Annotated in this window: 13 protein-coding genes and 1 pseudogene; 5 read left to right on the plus strand and 9 right to left on the minus strand. The window is 73.5% G+C overall.

What is annotated here, in order from left to right; all coding sequences use genetic code 11:
* Nucleotides 1–35: 35 nt before the first annotated feature.
* A complete protein-coding gene (locus ACFVQZ_RS14335; protein ID WP_383622100.1) occupies nt 36–2,267 on the minus strand; it encodes an ATP-dependent RecD-like DNA helicase in 2,232 nt (743 codons plus the stop codon).
* 99 nt (nt 2,268–2,366) lie between these two features.
* Here ACFVQZ_RS14335 and ACFVQZ_RS14340 point away from each other — a divergent pair, with 99 nt between their 5' ends.
* Nucleotides 2,367–2,831, plus strand: a complete 465-nt coding sequence (locus ACFVQZ_RS14340) for a DUF937 domain-containing protein (protein ID WP_036414325.1) — start codon at nt 2,367–2,369, stop codon at nt 2,829–2,831.
* Nucleotides 2,832–2,908: 77 nt separating this feature from the next.
* Here ACFVQZ_RS14340 and ACFVQZ_RS14345 read toward each other — a convergent pair whose 3' ends face one another.
* Nucleotides 2,909–3,682 (minus strand): sugar phosphate isomerase/epimerase family protein, encoded by a 774-nt coding sequence (locus ACFVQZ_RS14345; RefSeq protein WP_383622258.1) that lies wholly within the window; start codon nt 3,680–3,682, stop codon nt 2,909–2,911.
* A 172-nt stretch (nt 3,683–3,854) separates the two neighbouring features.
* On the opposite strand from ACFVQZ_RS14345, the pseudogene ACFVQZ_RS14350 reads away from it, so the two are divergent.
* Nucleotides 3,855–5,011 (plus strand): annotated as a pseudogene (locus tag ACFVQZ_RS14350) (RNA-guided endonuclease InsQ/TnpB family protein).
* An 89-nt stretch (nt 5,012–5,100) separates the two neighbouring features.
* On the opposite strand, the gene ACFVQZ_RS14355 reads toward ACFVQZ_RS14350, so the two are convergent.
* Nucleotides 5,101–6,270, minus strand: coding sequence for a dihydrodipicolinate synthase family protein (locus ACFVQZ_RS14355; protein WP_030493968.1), 1,170 nt, complete (start codon nt 6,268–6,270; stop codon nt 5,101–5,103).
* Nucleotides 6,267–7,418 (minus strand): Gfo/Idh/MocA family protein, encoded by a 1,152-nt coding sequence (locus ACFVQZ_RS14360; protein WP_383622106.1) that lies wholly within the window; start codon nt 7,416–7,418, stop codon nt 6,267–6,269. The genes ACFVQZ_RS14355 and ACFVQZ_RS14360 overlap by 4 nt, the downstream gene beginning before the upstream one ends.
* A gap of 210 nt (nt 7,419–7,628) precedes the next feature.
* Between ACFVQZ_RS14360 and ACFVQZ_RS14365 the strand changes: the two genes are divergently transcribed.
* Nucleotides 7,629–8,675, plus strand: a complete 1,047-nt coding sequence (locus tag ACFVQZ_RS14365) for a LacI family DNA-binding transcriptional regulator (RefSeq protein ID WP_383622109.1) — start codon at nt 7,629–7,631, stop codon at nt 8,673–8,675.
* A gap of 138 nt (nt 8,676–8,813) precedes the next feature.
* Here the strand turns inward: ACFVQZ_RS14365 and ACFVQZ_RS14370 are convergent, their stop codons facing one another.
* Both ACFVQZ_RS14370 and ACFVQZ_RS14375 read right to left on the minus strand, forming a co-directional pair.
* The gene (locus tag ACFVQZ_RS14370) at nt 8,814–9,383 is read right to left on the minus strand and encodes an AAA family ATPase (protein WP_030493965.1); all 570 of its coding nucleotides are present in this window, start codon (nt 9,381–9,383) and stop codon (nt 8,814–8,816) included.
* Nucleotides 9,380–10,387: an EamA family transporter gene (locus ACFVQZ_RS14375; protein ID WP_383622113.1), complete on the minus strand. Its 1,008-nt coding sequence runs from the start codon at nt 10,385–10,387 to the stop codon at nt 9,380–9,382. The genes ACFVQZ_RS14370 and ACFVQZ_RS14375 overlap by 4 nt, the downstream gene beginning before the upstream one ends.
* A gap of 100 nt (nt 10,388–10,487) precedes the next feature.
* Between ACFVQZ_RS14375 and ACFVQZ_RS14380 the strand changes: the two genes are divergently transcribed.
* Nucleotides 10,488–11,399 carry a LysR family transcriptional regulator gene (locus ACFVQZ_RS14380; protein ID WP_030493963.1) on the plus strand — a complete coding sequence of 304 codons (912 nt, stop codon included), beginning with the start codon at nt 10,488–10,490 and terminating at the stop codon, nt 11,397–11,399.
* A 293-nt stretch (nt 11,400–11,692) separates the two neighbouring features.
* Complete coding sequence (locus tag ACFVQZ_RS14385; RefSeq protein ID WP_383622261.1) at nt 11,693–13,486, plus strand: glycoside hydrolase family 3 protein; 1,794 nt, start codon at nt 11,693–11,695, stop codon at nt 13,484–13,486.
* Between the two features lie 45 nt (nt 13,487–13,531).
* On the opposite strand, the gene ACFVQZ_RS14390 is transcribed toward ACFVQZ_RS14385, so the two are convergent.
* From ACFVQZ_RS14390 to ACFVQZ_RS14400, 3 genes are all read right to left on the minus strand, one after another.
* Entirely contained in the window at nt 13,532–14,980 is a 1,449-nt protein-coding gene (locus ACFVQZ_RS14390) for an aminopeptidase (protein ID WP_383622118.1), read from the minus strand.
* 86 nt (nt 14,981–15,066) lie between these two features.
* Complete coding sequence (locus ACFVQZ_RS14395; protein ID WP_321192630.1) at nt 15,067–15,582, minus strand: hypothetical protein; 516 nt, start codon at nt 15,580–15,582, stop codon at nt 15,067–15,069.
* Nucleotides 15,583–15,667: 85 nt separating this feature from the next.
* Nucleotides 15,668–16,036 carry a hypothetical protein gene (locus tag ACFVQZ_RS14400; protein WP_030493959.1) on the minus strand — a complete coding sequence of 123 codons (369 nt, stop codon included), beginning with the start codon at nt 16,034–16,036 and terminating at the stop codon, nt 15,668–15,670.
* Between the last annotated feature and the right edge of the window lie 73 nt (nt 16,037–16,109).

Below are 16,109 nucleotides of genomic sequence, written 5' to 3' on the forward strand. Positions count from 1 at the left end.
CCTTCGCCCCGGTTCCGGAAGTCCTCCGTGATCTTTCACACGGGGGCACCCCCTGTGAGCCGGTGGGCCAGTGCGGTAAAGCGCCTGCCCGCCGAGACCGTACGGACCGCCTGGGCGATCGCGCGGCGCGAGCCGACCAGCACCACGAGCTTCCGCGCGCGGGTCACGGCCGTGTACAGCAGGTTCCGCTGGAGCATCATCCACGCACTCATGGTGACCGGGATCACCACGGCCGGATACTCGCTGCCCTGCGAACGGTGGATGGTGACCGCGTACGCGTGGGACAGCTCGTCCAGCTCGTCGAAGCCGTACGGCACCTCCTCGTCCTCGTCCGTCCGGACGGTCAGGCGCTGCTCCACCGGGTCCAGCGCGGTCACCACCCCGACCGTTCCGTTGAAGACCCCGTTCTCCCCCTTGTCGTAGTTGTTCCGGATCTGGGTGACCTTGTCCCCCACGCGGAACACCCGGCCGCCGAAGCGCTTCTCCGGGAGGTCCGGGCGGGCCGGGGTGATCGCCTGCTGGAGCAGCCCGTTCAGCGCGCCGGCGCCGGCCGGGCCGCGGTGCATGGGGGCCAGGACCTGGACGTCGCGGCGCGGGTCGAGGCCGAACTTCGCGGGAATGCGCCGCGCGGCGACCTCGACGGCGACGCGGGCCGCGTCCTCCGTCTCCTCCTCCGCGAAGAGGAAGAAGTCCGGCAGACCGGTGGTCGCCGGCGGCAGGCCCTCGTTGATCCGGTGCGCGTTGGTGACCACGCCGGACTGCTGGGCCTGCCGGAAGATCCGGGTCAGCCGGACGGCCGGAACCGGACTGCCCGGGGCCAGCAGATCGGCCAGCACCTCCCCCGCCCCGACCGACGGCAGCTGGTCCACGTCCCCGACCAGCAGCAGATGGGCGCCCGGCGCGACCGCCTTGACCAGCTTGTTCGCGAGCAGCAGGTCGAGCATCGACGCCTCGTCCACCACCACCAGGTCGGCGTCGAGCGGCCGGTCCCGGTCGTACGCCGCGTCCCCGCCCGGCTTCAGTTCGAGCAGCCGGTGGACCGTGGACGCCTCGGCGCCGGTCAGCTCGGCGAGCCGCTTGGCGGCGCGGCCGGTCGGCGCCGCCAGGACCACCTTCGCCTTCTTCGCGCGCGCCAGCTCCACGACGGACCGCACGGTGAAGGACTTGCCGCAGCCGGGGCCGCCGGTGAGCACCGCGACCTTCTCGGTCAGCGCCAGCCTGACCGCCTGCTCCTGCTCGGGCGCCAGGGTGGCGCCGGTCCGCGCCGCGAGCCACGCCAGCGCCCTGTCCCAGGCCACGTCCGCGAAGGCGGGCATGCGGTCCTCCGGGGCGCGCAGCAGCCGGCGCAGCTGCCCGGCGAGGGACAGCTCCGCCCGGTGGAAGGGGATCAGGTAGACGGCCGTCACCGGCTCGCCCTCCGGGCCGGGGACCGTCTCCCGGACGACCCCCTCGGGGTCCTCGGCCAGTTCGGCGAGGCATTCGATGACGAGCCCGGTGTCGACCTGGAGCAGCTTCACGGAGTCGGCGATCAGCCGCTCCTCGGGCAGGAAGCAGTGCCCCTGGTCGGCGGACTGGGAGAGGGCGTACTGGAGGCCGGCCTTCACCCGCTCGGGGCTGTCGTGCGGGATGCCGACGGACTGGGCGATCCGGTCGGCGGTGAGGAAGCCGATGCCCCAGACGTCGGCGGCGAGCCGGTACGGCTGCTCGCGCACGACGGAGATCGACGCGTCGCCGTACTCCTTGTAGATGCGGACGGCGATGGAGGTGGAGACGCCGACGGTCTGGAGGAAGAGCATCACCTCCTTGATCGCCTTCTGTTCCTCCCAGGCGGCGGTGATCTTCTTAGTGCGCTTCGGGCCGAGGCCGGGGACCTCGACGAGCCGGGCGGGGGCCTTCTCGAGGATGTCGAGGGTGTCCAGGCCGAAGTGGGTGGTGATGCGGTCGGCGAAGACGGGGCCGATGCCCTTGACCAGGCCGGATCCGAGGTAGCGGCGGATGCCCTGGATGGTGGCGGGCAGGACGGTGGTGTAGTTGTCGACCTGGAACTGCCGCCCGTACTGCGGGTGCGAGCCCCAGCGCCCCTCCATCCGCAGCGACTCCCCCGGCTGGGCGCCGAGCAGCGCGCCGACGACGGTGAGCAGGTCCCCGGCCCCCCGGCCGGTGTCGACCCGGGCGACCGTGTACCCGCTCTCCTCGTTGGCGTACGTGATCCTCTCCAGCACGCCCTCCAGGACGGCGGGGCGGTACGGCTGACCCTCGTTGGACATGGACCGACCGTAGCGAAGCCCGCCGACAGCGGGGGCGGGGCTGTGGACAACTCCGGCTCCGGGGTGCCGGTCACCGGGATGAACCGTAGCGTTTCGGACATGAACGAAAGCAGTGACTCCTTCCAGGACGAGGTCCTGGCCGAGCTCGGCGAGGACCGGCTGGCGGAGATCGCCGCCCTCACCGGCACCGACACGGCGGGCGCCCGGGCCCTCGTGGGCGGCTCGGTCGCGGAACTCTCGGGCAACCTGCGGCAGGCGGCGGCCGAGCCGGGCAGCGCCGCCGACGTGAAGGCCGCCGTCGACGAGGTCGCCTCCGCCGAACCGCCCCTCCAGGGCGTCGCCGCCTTCGGCGGCCTCGCGGCCGGGGGCCTGATGGCCGGCGTCCTCGGCAGGCTGGCGAAGCCCGCCGCCAACGCCGTCGCCAAGCGCACCGGCCTCCCCCCGGCCACCGTGAACCGCGCGGTCGACCTCCTGGTCCCGGTGATCCTCGCGGTCCTCACGAAGCGCGCCGCCGCGAAGAAGGGCGGCGGCCTCGGCGACCTGCTGGGCGGCGGGAAGAAGTAGCCCGGCCCCGCCGCACACGGGGCCGGGCCCGGAGGGCCCCCGCCGCGCACGCCGGGGCCCGGTTCGGCGGGACGCGGTCAGACCTTGAGGAAGTCCTCCAGGATCTCCTCCAGGACCTCGACGCCGTCCCTCGTCCACAGGGCGTCGTTGAAGAGTTCGACCTCCACCGGGCCCGTGTAGCCGACCCGTTCGAGGAGGGCCGCCCACCACGTGAGGTCGATGGAGCCCGTGCCGAGCCGGCCCCGGCCGTTGAGGACGCCCTCCGGGAGGGGCGTCGTCCAGTCGGCGAGCTGGAAGGCGTGGACGCGGCCGCCGGCCGCCGCCCGCTCCACCGCCGCCGGGGCGTTCTCGTCCCACCACAGGTGGTACGTGTCGACGGTGACGCCGACCTGCTCGGCCGGGTGGCGCTCCGCGATGTCCAGGGCCTGGTCCAGGGTGGAGATCGCGCAGCGGTCGGAGGCGTACATGGGGTGGAGGGGTTCGATGGCGAGCCGGACGCCGCGTTCGCCCGCGTAGGGGGCGAGGGCGCCGATGGCGGCGGCGATACGCGCGCGTGCCCCGGGCAGGTCGCGGCTGCCGGCGGGCAGGCCGCCGGAGACCAGGACGAGGGTGTCGGTGCCGAGCGCCGCCGCCTCGTCGATCGCCGCCCGGTTGTCGGCCTCCCAGCCGTCACTGGTGAAGAACCCGCCCCGGCACAGGGTGGTGACCTTCAGGCCCGCCTCCTGGATCAGGGCCGCCGTCTCGTCGACGCCGTACTCCTTCACCGGGTCGCGCCACAGGCCGATCCCGGGCACGCCGAGGCGGACGCACTCCGCGACCAGTTCGGGGAGCGGGAGCTGCTTCACCGTCATCTGGTTGATGCTGAAGCGGTCGAGGTTCACTTGATCTCCCCTCCGGGGCTCAGGGCTTCAGCCCAGCGAGAAACAGGACCTTTTTCCGAATGCATGAAATCACCGATTCCACTCATTATTTGGCGGTTCCTCAATTCACTCTCCCGCGATCCGCCCCACTAAGGTGCTTTGCGTGAAAATTGTGGTGCAGGTGAAGTTGCCGCCTACGTCCGCGCATGACGCGGATGCGCTGGCGGCGACCCTGCGTGCCTGCAACCGGGCGGCGAACCACACATCCCAAGTGGCGTTCGCCAAGGGCCTGAAGCGGCGGAACGTGTTGCAGAAAGAGGTGTACTTCGCCCTCAAGGCGGACTACGACCTCGGAGCCCAGCCTGCCGTGCGGGTGGTGAAGAAGGTTTGCGACGCCTACGCCACCCTGAAGGGCAACATCAATGCAGGGAATCTCGGCCGGGAGGGCTCGAAGCGTCGCCTGCGGGCAGAGTCGAAGCCGATCCGTTTCCGGGAGGACGCGGCGCAGCCGTTCGACGACCGGATCCTGACGTGGAACCTCGATGCCCGGACGGTGTCGATCTGGACGGTGGCCGGGCGGATCAAGCACATCCCGTTCGTGTGTTCCTCGGAGACGCTGAAGCTGTTGGCGTCCCGCAAGGGCGAGTCGGACCTGGTGATGCGCGACGGGATGTTCTTCCTGATCGCCACCATCCACGTGCCCGAGCCCGACGTGTCTGAGCCGGACGGTTCCTCGGGGTGGACCTGGGCATCGTGAACATCGCCACCACCTCGGACGGCCAGATCATGTCCGGACGCCGGCTCAACCACTACCGCAGGCGGATGCTGAACCTGCGCAGCAAGCTCCAGAAGAAGCGCACCAAGTCGGCCAAGCGGGCCTTGAAGCGCATCCGTCGCCGCGAGTCCCGGCACGCGGCGAACGCCAACCACATCATCGCCAATCAGCTCGTCGCCACCGCTGAACGCACCTCGCGTGGAATCGCCCTGGAAGACCTGAGCGGTATCCGGCAGAGGGTCACGGCCAAGAAGGACCAGCGGGCACGACTGCACTCGTGGGCATTCGCCCAGCTCGGCGGATTCGTCGAGTACAAGGCACGCAGGGCGGGGGTGCCCGTGGTGTTCGTCGACCCCCGCAACACCTCCCGTCAGTGCTCCGAGTGCTGGCACACCCACCGCACGAACAGGGTGGATCAAGCACGGTTCGTGTGCCGGTCCTGCGGGACCGTGATGCACGCGGACCACAACGGCTCCCGCAACATCGCCCACCGCGGCGAGGCTGCGTGGAAGCGGGGCGCGGTCAATCGCCCCCGTACGGCATAGCCGTACCGGACGCAGGGGACCACGCGGCAGCCAGTCGCGCTCCACTTGCAATCACGGCCTTTCAGGGATCGGGTGACAAGCTCGGTCCCTCAGGACCGAGAAGTTGACTGGGGGACTCCGTACACCGTGAGCAGGGACCGCATCCGGGACTCCGCGCGGGCCGGGTCCGGGAACAGGCCGAGGCCGTCGGCGAGTTCGTAGGCGCGGGCCAGGTGCGGCAGGGAGCGGGCCGACTGGAGGCCGCCGACCATGGTGAAGTGGTCCTGGTGGCCGGCGAGCCAGGCGAGCAGGACCACGCCCGTCTTGTAGTAGCGGGTGGGCGGCGCGAAGAGGTGGCGGGAGAGCGCCACCGTCGGGTCGAGGAGCGTGCGGAAACCGGCCGTGTCGCCGGTGTCCAGGACCCGGACCGCCTCCGCCGCCAGCGGGCCGAGCGGGTCGAAGATCCCCAGCAGGGCGTGGCTGAAGCCCTGGTCGTCACCGGCGATCAGCTCGGGGTAGTGGAAGTCGTCGCCGGTGTAGCAGCGGACGCCCTCCGGGAGGCGGCGGCGCAGGGCGACCTCGCGGCCCGCGTCGAGGAGGGAGATCTTGACGCCGTCGACCTTGTCGGGGTGGGCGGCGATGACCTCCAGGAAGGTCTCGGTGGCCGCGTCGAGGTCGGCGGAGCCCCAGTACCCCTCCAGGGCCGGGTCGAACATCGGGCCGAGCCAGTGGAGGATCACCGGTTCGGCGGCCTGGCGGAGCAGGTGGCCGTACAGGTCGAGGTAGTCCTCGGGGCCGCCGGCCGCGGCGGCGAGCGCGCGGGAGGCCATGAGGACGGCCTGGGCGCCGGACTCCTCGACGACGGCGAGCTGTTCCTCGTACGCGGCCCGAATCTCCGCGAGCGTGGCGGGTCCGGTGAGCTGGTCGGTGCCGGCGCCGCAGGCGATCCGGCCGCCCTCGGCCTTCGCCTCGGCGGCGGAGCGGCGGACGAGTTCGGCGGCGCCGGCCCAGTCGAGGCCCATGCCGCGCTGGGCGGTGTCCATGGCCTCCGCGACGCCGAGGCCGTGGGACCAGAGGTGGCGGCGGAAGGCGAGGGTGGCGTCCCAGTCGACGGCGGCGGGGCCGTCGGGGGTGGTGTCGGCGTACGGGTCGGCGACGACGTGCGCGGCGGAGAAGACCGTACGGGAGGTGAGCGGGCCGGACGCGGCGGAGGCGAACGGTTCGGTCCGGGGCCGGTACGCGCGCGTGCCGCCGCCGGGGAGCGGGAGGCGGAGCGTCACAGGGACACCTCCGGGACGTCGAGGCGGCGGCCCTCGGCGGCGGACCTCAGGCCGAGTTCGGCGAGCTGGACGCCGCGGGCGCCGGCGAGGAGGTCCCAGTGGTACGGCTCGTCGAGGACGACGTGCCGGAGGAACAGCTCCCACTGGGCCTTGAAGCCGTTGTCGAAGTCGGCGTTGTCGGGGACCTCCTGCCACTGGTCGCGGAAGGAGTAGGTGGCGGGGATATCGGGGTTCCAGACCGGCTTGGGGGTGGCGCTGCGGTGCTGGACGCGGCAGGTGCGCAGGCCCGCGACGGCGGAGCCCTCGGTGCCGTCGACCTGGAACTCGACGAGTTCGTCGCGGTGGACGCGGACCGCCCAGGAGGAGTTGATCTGGGCGATGGCGCCGCCCTCCAGGTGGAAGGTGCCGTAGGCGGCGTCGTCGGCGGTCGCGTCGTACGGCTTGCCCTCCTCGTCCCAGCGGCGCGGGACGTGGGTGGCGACCTCGGCGGAGACGGAGGTGACCCGGCCGAAGAGCTCGTGGAGCACGTACTCCCAGTGCGGGAACATGTCGACGACGATGCCGCCGCCGTCCTCGGCGCGGTAGTTCCAGCTGGGGCGCTGGGCCTCCTGCCAGTCGCCCTCGAAGACCCAGTAGCCGAACTCGCCGCGCACGGACAGGATCTCGCCGAAGAAGCCGCCGTCGACGAGCCGCTTGAGCTTCAGCAGGCCGGGGAGGAAGAGCTTGTCCTGGACGACGCCGTGCTTGACGCCCTTCTCGGCGGCGAGGCGGGCGAGGGCGAGGGCGCCGGCGAAGTCGGCGGCGGTGGGCTTCTCGGTGTAGAGGTGCTTGCCGGCGGCGATGGCCTTGGTGAGGGCGTCGGCGCGGGCGGAGGTGACCTGGGCGTCGAAGTAGACGTCGATCGAGTCGTCGGCGAGGACGGCGTCGAGGTCGGTGGACCACTCGGTGAGGCCGTGCTTCTCGGCGAGGGCGCGCAGGGCGTGCTCGCGGCGGCCGACGAGGACGGGCTCGGGCCAGAGGACCTCGCCGTTGCCGAGGTCGAGGCCGCCCTGCTCGCGCAGCGCGAGGATCGAGCGGACGAGGTGCTGGCGGTAGCCCATGCGCCCGGTGACGCCGTTCATGGCGATGCGGACGGTCCTGCGTGTCATGGAAGGTTTCCTCTCTCCGGCGGGCTGCGCCCTCGTTCACCGCGTGACAGCACGACGGGACAACGCCATGCAGGGCAGAAAGCGCTTTCGGCGCGACGGTAGAAAGCGCTTTCTGCCACGGATGACGCTAGCCTGCCGACATCACGCCGGACAAGGCCCCCGCGCCTACGGCCTCGGAGCTGTGCACGCGATGTCGGAGGTACGCACGCGATGACCGTCACCCTGTCGGACGTGGCCGCCCGCGCCCGGGTCTCCCCCGCGACCGTCTCCCGGGTCCTGAACGGCAACTACCCGGTGGCCGCCTCCACGCGGGAGCGGGTCCTGAAGGCCGTCGAGGAGCTGGACTACGTCCTCAACGGGCCCGCCAGCTCGCTCGCCGCCGCCACCTCCGACCTGGTCGGGGTGCTGGTCAACGACATCGCCGACCCCTTCTTCGGGATCATGGCGAGCGCGGCGCAGAGCGCGATCGGCGAGGGCGGGTCCGGCCGGGCGGGCGGCGAGAAGCTGGCCGTCGTCTGCAACACCGGCGGCTCCCCCGAGCGCGAGCTCACCTACCTGACGCTGCTCCAGCGGCAGCGCGCCGCCGCCGTGATCCTCATGGGCGGCTCGCTGGAGGACCCGCGGCACCTGGACGCGACCGCCGCCAAGCTGTCCCGGATGGCCGAGGCCGGCACCCGGGTCGTGCTGTGCGGCCGGCCGCCGGTGCCGGGGGACGCGCACACCGCCGCGCTCGTCTTCGACAACCGCGCCGGGGGCCGCCGCCTCACCGAGCACCTGCTCGGCCTCGGCCACCGGCGGATCGGTTACGTCGCGGGCCCCGCCGACCGCACGACCACCCGGCACCGCCTGGAGGGCCACCGGGAGGCGCTGGCGGCGGCGGGCGTCGCCGAGGGGCCGACCGTGCACGGCCCGTACGACCGCCCCTCCGGCCACGCGGCCGTCGCGGAGCTCCTGGCCAGCGACCCGGACCTCACGGCGATCGTCGCCGCCAACGACACGGTCGCGCTGGGCGTCTGCGCGGCGCTGCGGGAGCGGGGCCTGTCGATCCCCGGCGACGTGTCGGTGGCCGGCTTCGACGACCTCCCCTTCTCGGTCGACGCGGTCCCCGCCCTGACCACCGTCCGCCTCCCGCTGCACGACACCGGCGCCCGCGCGGGCCGCCTGGCGATGGGCACCCAGGACGCCCCGGCCGACGGCACCGAGACGGTCCCGGGCGAGCTGGTGGTACGGGACTCGACGGGGGCGCCGCGGGGCTGACCGTGACGGGTACCGGCCCGGCGGCGCCTCCCGCCCGCCCTCTCCGCCGGTTCGGGCGGACCGGCGGCGGGGGGGGGCCGGCGCCGGCGGCGACCGACCGCCTTCGGCCGCCGACCCGTCCTACGCGTCCTACGCGTCCTACGCGTCCGCGGAGGTGTCCAGGCCCGTCGCGGCGAGGACCGCGTCGACCGTCTCCTCCACCGTCTGTGCGGAGTTGTCGATCCAGACGCCCTCGCCGGACAGTTCCTCGCGCATCGCCTCGTCGAGGAAGGCCCAGTTGGTGGTGAGGCGCTTGTGGCGGGCGTTGTTGCGCTCCCACGCCGTGTCGGGGCCGGGCGCGAGGAAGACCACGTGCAGCGGGCCCGCCGTCATCTGTTCGCGGTAGTACCGCAGGTGGGAGCGGCGGACCACGACGTCGTCCATGACCGGGAGGAAGCCGGCGGCGGCGAGACTGCCCGCCAGGAGGCAGGCGTTGCGGGCGCGGAGGAGGATCTGCCGGTCCGCCTCCGGGTCGCCCTCCGGGGTGGGCCAGCGGCCGCCGCTGACGATCAGCTCCTGGAGGTGGTCGACCTCGATGTGCGCGGCGCGGGCGAAGCGGGCGGCGAGGGCGGCCGAGACCGTCGACTTGCCGCTGCCGGGGATGCCGGCGAGGAGCAGCGCGGCGGGCGCGGGGACGGGGGCGTCGACGGTCACGTGCTCGAAGGTCATGCGGGCCTTTCGTCGTCGGCGGGACCCACGGACGATACGGGAACGGGCGCCTCCCGCACCAGGGATTCCGGGCCCGCCGGCGGCCCGGCGGCCGGTTCGCGCCCGGGTCCCGGCTCCCCTTCGGGTCCCGCTCCCGGCGCGGCGGCCGGCTTCCGGGGGGACAGCGACGTCAGGGCCACACCGCCGACGAGGAGGGCCGCCGCGACCCAGCGCAGGGGGCTCACCGACTCGCCGAGGAACAGCGCGGCGGAGGACATGCCGAAGACGGGGACCAGGAGCGAGAAGGGGGCGACGGAGGAGGCGGGGTGGCGGCGGAGCAGCCAGCCCCAGGCGCCGAAACCGAAGACGGTCGTGACCCAGGCGACGTACAGGATGACGCCGGCGCCGGTCCAGTCGAGGGCGCGGAGCGCGGCGAGGTCCCGCTCGGGGCCCTCCAGGAGCAGGGAGAGGGCGAGCAGCGGGAGGACGGGGACGGTGCTGACCCAGACCATCCAGTTGAGCGGGTCGGGCGGGGCGGCCTTGCGGGTGAGGACGTTGGAGACGCCCCAGCAGGCGGCGGCCGCGATGACCAGGACGAAACCGGTGACCGGCCCGGAGGCGCCCTCGTCGACGGCGGCGACGCCGATGCCGGCGAGCGCGACGGCCATGCCGGCGACGGCGCGGCGGGCGGGTCGCTCGCCGAGGGCGGCGAAGGCGAAGAGGGCGGTGAAGACGGCCTGCACCTGGAGGACGAGGGAGGAGAGGCCGGCGGGGGCGCCCAGGTCCATGCCGGTGAAGAGCAGGCCGAACTTGGCGACACCGAGGGCGAGTCCGACGGCGATGATCCACTTCCAGGCGACCTTGGGGCGGCCGACGAGGAAGACCGCGGGGAGGGCGGCGGCGAGGAAGCGGAGGGCGGAGAAGAGCAGCGGCGGGAAGTGGTCGAGACCGATCTCGATGACGACGAAGTTGACTCCCCAGACCGCGGCGACGAGCGCGGCGAGGGCGATGTGTGCGGGGCGCATGCACGGAGCATGACCGGCCGTGACCGTGTAGCACCAGCACAGGTCTCTTCATGGTTGGATGAAGCGTTGCTGAATCCGTGAGTGTCCGCCGGAGGTTCCCGTGCTCGATCTCGGCCGTCTGCGCGCCCTGCACGCCGTCTCCGTCCACGGCAGCGTCGGCGCCGCCGCGACGGCGCTCGGCTACACCCCGTCGGCGGTCTCCCAGCAGATCGCGAAGCTGGAGCGGGAGACCCGTACGACCCTGCTCGAACGCAGCGGGCGGGGCGTCCGGCTCACCGACGAGGCCTGCCAGCTCGCCTCCACGGCGCGCCGGTTGCTGGCGATCGTGGAGGAGGCGGAGGTACGGCTCGAAGAGCGGCGCGGGCTGCCCGCCGGACGGCTGGCGGTCGGCTGCTTCCCGAGCGCGGCGCGCGGTCTGATGCCCCGGGTGCTGGCGGACCTGGCGGTCCGTCACCCCGGGCTGGACGCGCGGCTGACGGAGGTCGACCCGCACCTGTCGGTGGACCTGGTGGCGCGCGGGGTGCTCGACCTGGCCGTCGCCCACGACTGGGACATCGCCCCGCTGCCGGCGCCGCCCGGGGTCGAGCAGGCGGTGATCGGCGACGACGGCTGCGACATCCTCGTCCACCGGGACCATCCGCTGGCGGCCCGGCGGTCGGTGCGGCGGGAGGAGCTGGCGGACGAGCGGTGGATCTCGCAGCCGCCGGGGACGGTGTGCCACGACTGGCTGATGCGCACGCTGCGGGCGGCCGGGGCCGAGCCGCTGGTCGTGCACCAGGCGGAGGAGAACCACACCCAGGTCGCGCTGGTCGCGGCCGGCCTCGGCATCGCGCTCGTCCCCCGTCTGGGGCGCGGCGGGCTGCCGCCCGAGGTGGCCCCGCTCCGGCTGGACCCGGCGCCGACGCGCCGGCTGCACGCGCTGTGGCGCACGGGCGCGGCGCGCCGCCCGGCGATCGTGGAGACGGTCCGTACGCTCCAGGAACTGTGGCCGTCGATCGCGTCGGCGGCCTGAGCGACGGGCTTCCGCCGGTTCCGCGCGTCCGGCAGACAGGAGCATGGCCGCACCGCCCGCCGACCCCCGTACGTCCGGCGGGCGCCGCCGCGGTCGCTTCGGCGATTCGTGCGGGAATCCTTGACCTGGCAGTTACTTTCAGGCTATCCGTGCACCTTGGCAGTTTCCTTCACCCCTGCTCACTCACCCACGCACGGCCGGAAGGAGCACCAGTGCCCCACCCCGCCTCCGCCACCCCCACTCCCCCTCCCACCCCCACCCGCCGCACCCCTCCAGCTCCCACCCGCCGCACCCTGCTCTCCGTCACCGCCGCAGCCGCCGCCGCGGCCGTCACCGGGGCCGTCGCCCCCGCCGCGCACGCCACCGACGCCCGGACCGAGGACCGGCTGCGCCGGATCGTCGGGCGGATGTCGCTGGAGGAGAAGGTCGGCCAGCTCTTCGTCAGCCGGGTGTACGGGCACTCGGCGACCGACCCGGACCCGGCCGACGCCGACGCCAACCTCCGCGAGTTCGGCGTCCGCACCGCCGCCGAGCTGCTGGAGCGCTACCACCTCGGCGGCATCATCTACTTCGCCTGGGCCCACAACACCCGCGACCCGCACCAGATCGCCGCGCTCTCCCACGGCATCCAGGCCGCCGCGCTCTCCCACGGCACGCCCGTGCCCGTCCTGATCTCCACCGACCAGGAGCACGGCATCGTCTGCCGGATCGGCGAGCCCGCCACGCTGCTGCCCGGCGCGATGGCGCTGGGCGCGGGCGGCTCGCCGGCGGACACCCGCAAGGCGGCCCGGATCGCCGGCGCCGAACTGGCCGCGCTCGGCATCCGGCAGAACTATGCCCCGGTCGCCGACGTCAACGTCAACCCGGCCAACCCGGTCATCGGCGTCCGCTCCTTCGGCTCGGACCCCGCCGCGGTGTCCGGTCTCGTCACCGCCCAGATCCGCGGCTACCAGGGCGCGGGCGTGGCGGCCACCGCCAAGCACTTCCCCGGCCACGGCGACACCGCCGTCGACAGCCACTACGGCCTGCCGGTCATCACCCACACCCGCGAGCAGTGGGCGGAGCTGGACGCCCCGCCGTTCCGGGCCGCGATCGCCGCCGGTATCGACGCGATCATGACCGCGCACCTCGTCGTCCCGGCGCTCGACCCGTCCGAGGACCCGGCCACGCTCTCGTACCCGATCCTCACCGGGGTGCTGCGCGAACAGCTCGGCTACGACGGGGTGGTGGTGACGGACGCCCTGGACATGCAGGGGGTGCGCACCAAGTACGGCGACGACCGGGTGCCGGTGCTCGCGCTGAAGGCGGGGGTGGACCAGCTGCTGAACCCGCCGCAGCTGGCGGTGGCCTGGAACGCGGTCCTGGCGGCGGTGCGGGACGGGGAGCTGACGGAGGAGCGGATCGAGGAATCGGTTCTGCGGATCCTGCGGCTGAAGGCGCGACGCGGGCTCTTCGCCGACCCGTACCCGGACCGGGCGGAGGTGGACGCGACCGTCGGCACGCCGCGGCACCTCGCCGAGGCCGACCGGATCGCCGAGCGGACCACCACGCTGCTGGTCAACGAGGGCGGTTTCCTGCCGCTGGGTCCGGCCGCGCACGGGAAGGTGCTGGTGGTCGGCGCCGACCCGGCCTCCCCGTCCGGGACGACCGGGCCGCCGACGACCACGCTCGGCGCCGCCCTGCGCGAGCTGGGCTTCACCCCGACGGTGCTGTCCACCGGGATCACGCCGACGGCGGCCCGGATCGAGGAGGCGGTGGCCGCCGCCGCCGGGCAGGACGTGGTCGTGGTGGGCACGTACAACCTGACCGCCGCGAGCCCGCAGCGGACGCTGGTGGCCCGGCTGGTGGCGACCGGGGTGCCGGTGGTGACGGTCGCGATCCGCAACCCGTACGACGTCGCCCGGATCTCCGGGCAGCGGGCCACGCTGGCCGCCTACTCCTGGACGGACGTGGAACTCCGCGCCGCCGTCCGGGTGCTGGCCGGGCGGGCGAAGCCGCGCGGGCGGCTCCCGGTGCCGGTGCGCAGCGCGGAGGACCCGGCGGTGACGCTCTACCCGGTCGGGTACGGGCTGTCGTACGACCGCTGACGGACGGGGGTGCGGCCTCGCGCGGGGCCGCACCCCCACCGGGGGTCAGGGGCGCAGGCCGTGCTCCTTCGTCACGTCCTCGTCCACGGGCCGGTCCAGGCGGGCGTCGAAGCGCGCCAGCGGCCGGGCCGCCTCGACGGCGGGGGCCTCGACCCCGGCCCAGGCGAGGATGCGGGCGGTGGCCTTCTCCCGCTCGGCGTCGACGAGTCCGGCGACGTTGGCGCCGTGGTTGCCGCCGGGCGCGTAGTAGACGTAGCTGTCCCGGGCGCCCTTGTCGACGCGGAACGGCTCGGCGCCCCACGGGTCGTTCTCGCCGTAGACGAAGAGCATCCGGTTCGCGTTCTTGCGGACCCAGTCGTCGACGTCGCGCATGACCCACGGCTTGAACTTCATGAGGATCTCGCGGGGCACGAAGTTCGAGGCGGGCTGGTAGCCGTAGCGGTTCAGGCCGTCGAGGTGCGGCTGCTTGATGGACGGCGAGCCGAGCTCGGTGGCCGCCTGGTAGTAGTACGGCGTGTAGTACTCCAGGCCCTGGTCGGTGTAGGCGGACCAGCCGGCGTAGGCGTCGATCGTCTCGTAGACGGTGTCGTCGCTCGCGGTCTTGGCGTCCGGGATCGTGTCGCAGACGTCCTCGCCGTAGTACTGCCAGAAGCCCCAGACGAAGTCGAGGACGGTCGCCTCCCACGCCTTGTCGAGCGAGCCGACGGTGTTGAAGGTGGCGCCCTCGGTCTCGGCCCACGCCTTGAACTTCTCCTGGAGCGGGGCGCGGCGGAGCAGGGCCTCGCGCTGCATGGAGTTCAGGCGGTCGCGGCACTCCTTCGTGCCGACGTTCGCGAAGAACCGGTCGTAGGCCGAGTCCTCCTTGTTGACGACGTCGTTGGGGGCCACGTAGGCGACGACGCCGTCCATGTCGCGCGGGTAGAAGCGCTCGTAGTAGGTGGCGGTCATGCCGCCCTTGGAGCCGCCGGTGGAGAGCCAGTTCTCGCCGTAGACCTTCTTCAGGGCGGTGAAGACGCGGTGCTGGTCGCTGGCGGCCTGCCAGATGTCGAGCTTGGACCAGTCGGCGGGGGCGGGGCGGGACGGCGTGAAGAAGCGGTACTCCAGGGAGACCTGGTTGCCGTCGATGATCCGGGTCGGCTCGGCCCGGCTCGGGGTGGTGCTCAGGCCGTAGCCGCTGGTGCGGAAGACGGTGGGGCGGTCGGTGCCCTTGTGGAGGACCGAGATCCGCTGCTGGAACGTTCCTGCCCAGGGGCGCTTGTGGTCGATCGGCTGCTCGTAGTTGAGGACGAAGAAGCGGTAGCCGGCGTACGGCTTCTCCTCGATCAGGCTCATCCCGGGGATCGCCAGCAGGCGGTCCTTGATGTCCGAGCCCTGCGCCTCCGCGACCGCGCTGACGGACTCCGTGTCCGCGGCGGTGGCGGTGGCCACGCCGGTGGAGCCCACGGTGCCTATGAGCACCGAAAGCGACAGCATCAGTCTCAGCGACTTGCGCATGCACCCTCCCATGATTCACAACGGTGCCGTGAACCTAGCGGGGTGAACGTCCGGGCCGCCAGACCCGGTTGAGTCTTACCTGTGGTTCAGCACAGGATCCAGCCGGTGGCGGTGGACCGGTTCGCGACGGTCGCGGAGGCGCGGACGCAGCGGTTCAGGGCGTGCACGGTCACCGGCCCGGCCTGCCGTCCCCAGCGCCCGCTGACGACGGCGGCCCGGCCGCCGCGCGGCTGGAGGGTGACCTTCATGGGGCGCGGGGCGCCCGGCCGCTTGGCGAGGACCAGCGCGCAGGCGTAGTGGCGGTTGCGGTAGAGGCGCAGCTCGCCGGTGGCGAAGGCGACCGTGCGGGCGGGGCGCCCGGTGCAGACGGAGGCCGCGTCGGCGGTGCCGCCGCCGGGCCCGGCCAGCGTCAGCAGCCCGGCCGCGAGGACGAGCACGAGCCCGTACGCGACGGGGTGCGGGCGCAGGCGGGCGACGGCGCCCGCCAGGTACGCGCGCGCGTGCGCGGCGGCCCGCCGGACGGACGCGCGCGTGCGCCCGGCGACCGGGCCGTGCGCGCGCGTGCGTCGCGCGGACGGTCGGACCGCAGTGCTTCCGGACATGCCCGTTCCTCCCCCGCCTCTCCCCGTGGCCGTACGTCCTTACGACGCCCCGGACGTCCGTACGGTTGCCTGTGTGGGACGGCTCTCACCCCAGGTAGTGCGCCAGGACGAGCAGGAGGAAGACCGCCTCGGCGCCGAGCAGCGTCCTCAGGGCGGCCCGCCGGACCGGCGCGGGCGGGCGCCCGCCCGGCGTGGTGAGGGCGACCAGCCAGGCGGCCCCGGCGACGGCCAGGGCGGCCTGGTAGAGCCACCCGGGCACGTCACCGCAGGTGCCCCGCATCACGCAGTGGCCGCCCTTGTCGGTGGCCAGGGCGAGGAACACGGCGACCACGGTCGCCGGGACCAGCGCCAGCCCGGCCCCGAGCGCCCGGAGGCGGAGCCGGCGCGCGTCCGCTCCGGGGTCGGTCGCGGGGGCGGGGGCAGTGGGGGCAGGGGTGGGGGCGCTGGTGCTCATGCCCCCGATTCCACCCCGGCCGCCGGGCCCCGGCATGAGCGCCCGTACTCAGCCGGCGTACTCAGCGACCTGC

Source organism: Streptomyces sp. NPDC057854 (assembly GCF_042797055.1).
In the GTDB taxonomy this organism is placed as follows: Bacteria; Actinomycetota; Actinomycetes; order Streptomycetales; family Streptomycetaceae; genus Streptomyces.

Bases quoted from the DNA above. Each gene is read 5' to 3' on its own strand.
- ACFVQZ_RS14335 (WP_383622100.1), bottom strand. From the start codon at position 2,267: ATGTCCAACGAGGGTCAGCCGTACCGCCCCGCCGTCCTGGAGGGCGTG.
- ACFVQZ_RS14340 (WP_036414325.1), top strand. From the start codon at position 2,367: ATGAACGAAAGCAGTGACTCCTTCCAGGACGAGGTCCTGGCCGAGCTC.
- ACFVQZ_RS14345 (WP_383622258.1), bottom strand. From the start codon at position 3,682: ATGACGGTGAAGCAGCTCCCGCTCCCCGAACTGGTCGCGGAGTGCGTC.
- ACFVQZ_RS14360 (WP_383622106.1), bottom strand. From the start codon at position 7,418: ATGACACGCAGGACCGTCCGCATCGCCATGAACGGCGTCACCGGGCGC.
- ACFVQZ_RS14365 (WP_383622109.1), top strand. From the start codon at position 7,629: ATGACCGTCACCCTGTCGGACGTGGCCGCCCGCGCCCGGGTCTCCCCC.
- ACFVQZ_RS14370 (WP_030493965.1), bottom strand. From the start codon at position 9,383: ATGACCTTCGAGCACGTGACCGTCGACGCCCCCGTCCCCGCGCCCGCC.
- ACFVQZ_RS14375 (WP_383622113.1), bottom strand. From the start codon at position 10,387: ATGCGCCCCGCACACATCGCCCTCGCCGCGCTCGTCGCCGCGGTCTGG.
- ACFVQZ_RS14390 (WP_383622118.1), bottom strand. From the start codon at position 14,980: ATGCGCAAGTCGCTGAGACTGATGCTGTCGCTTTCGGTGCTCATAGGC.
- ACFVQZ_RS14395 (WP_321192630.1), bottom strand. From the start codon at position 15,582: ATGTCCGGAAGCACTGCGGTCCGACCGTCCGCGCGACGCACGCGCGCG.
- ACFVQZ_RS14400 (WP_030493959.1), bottom strand. From the start codon at position 16,036: ATGAGCACCAGCGCCCCCACCCCTGCCCCCACTGCCCCCGCCCCCGCG.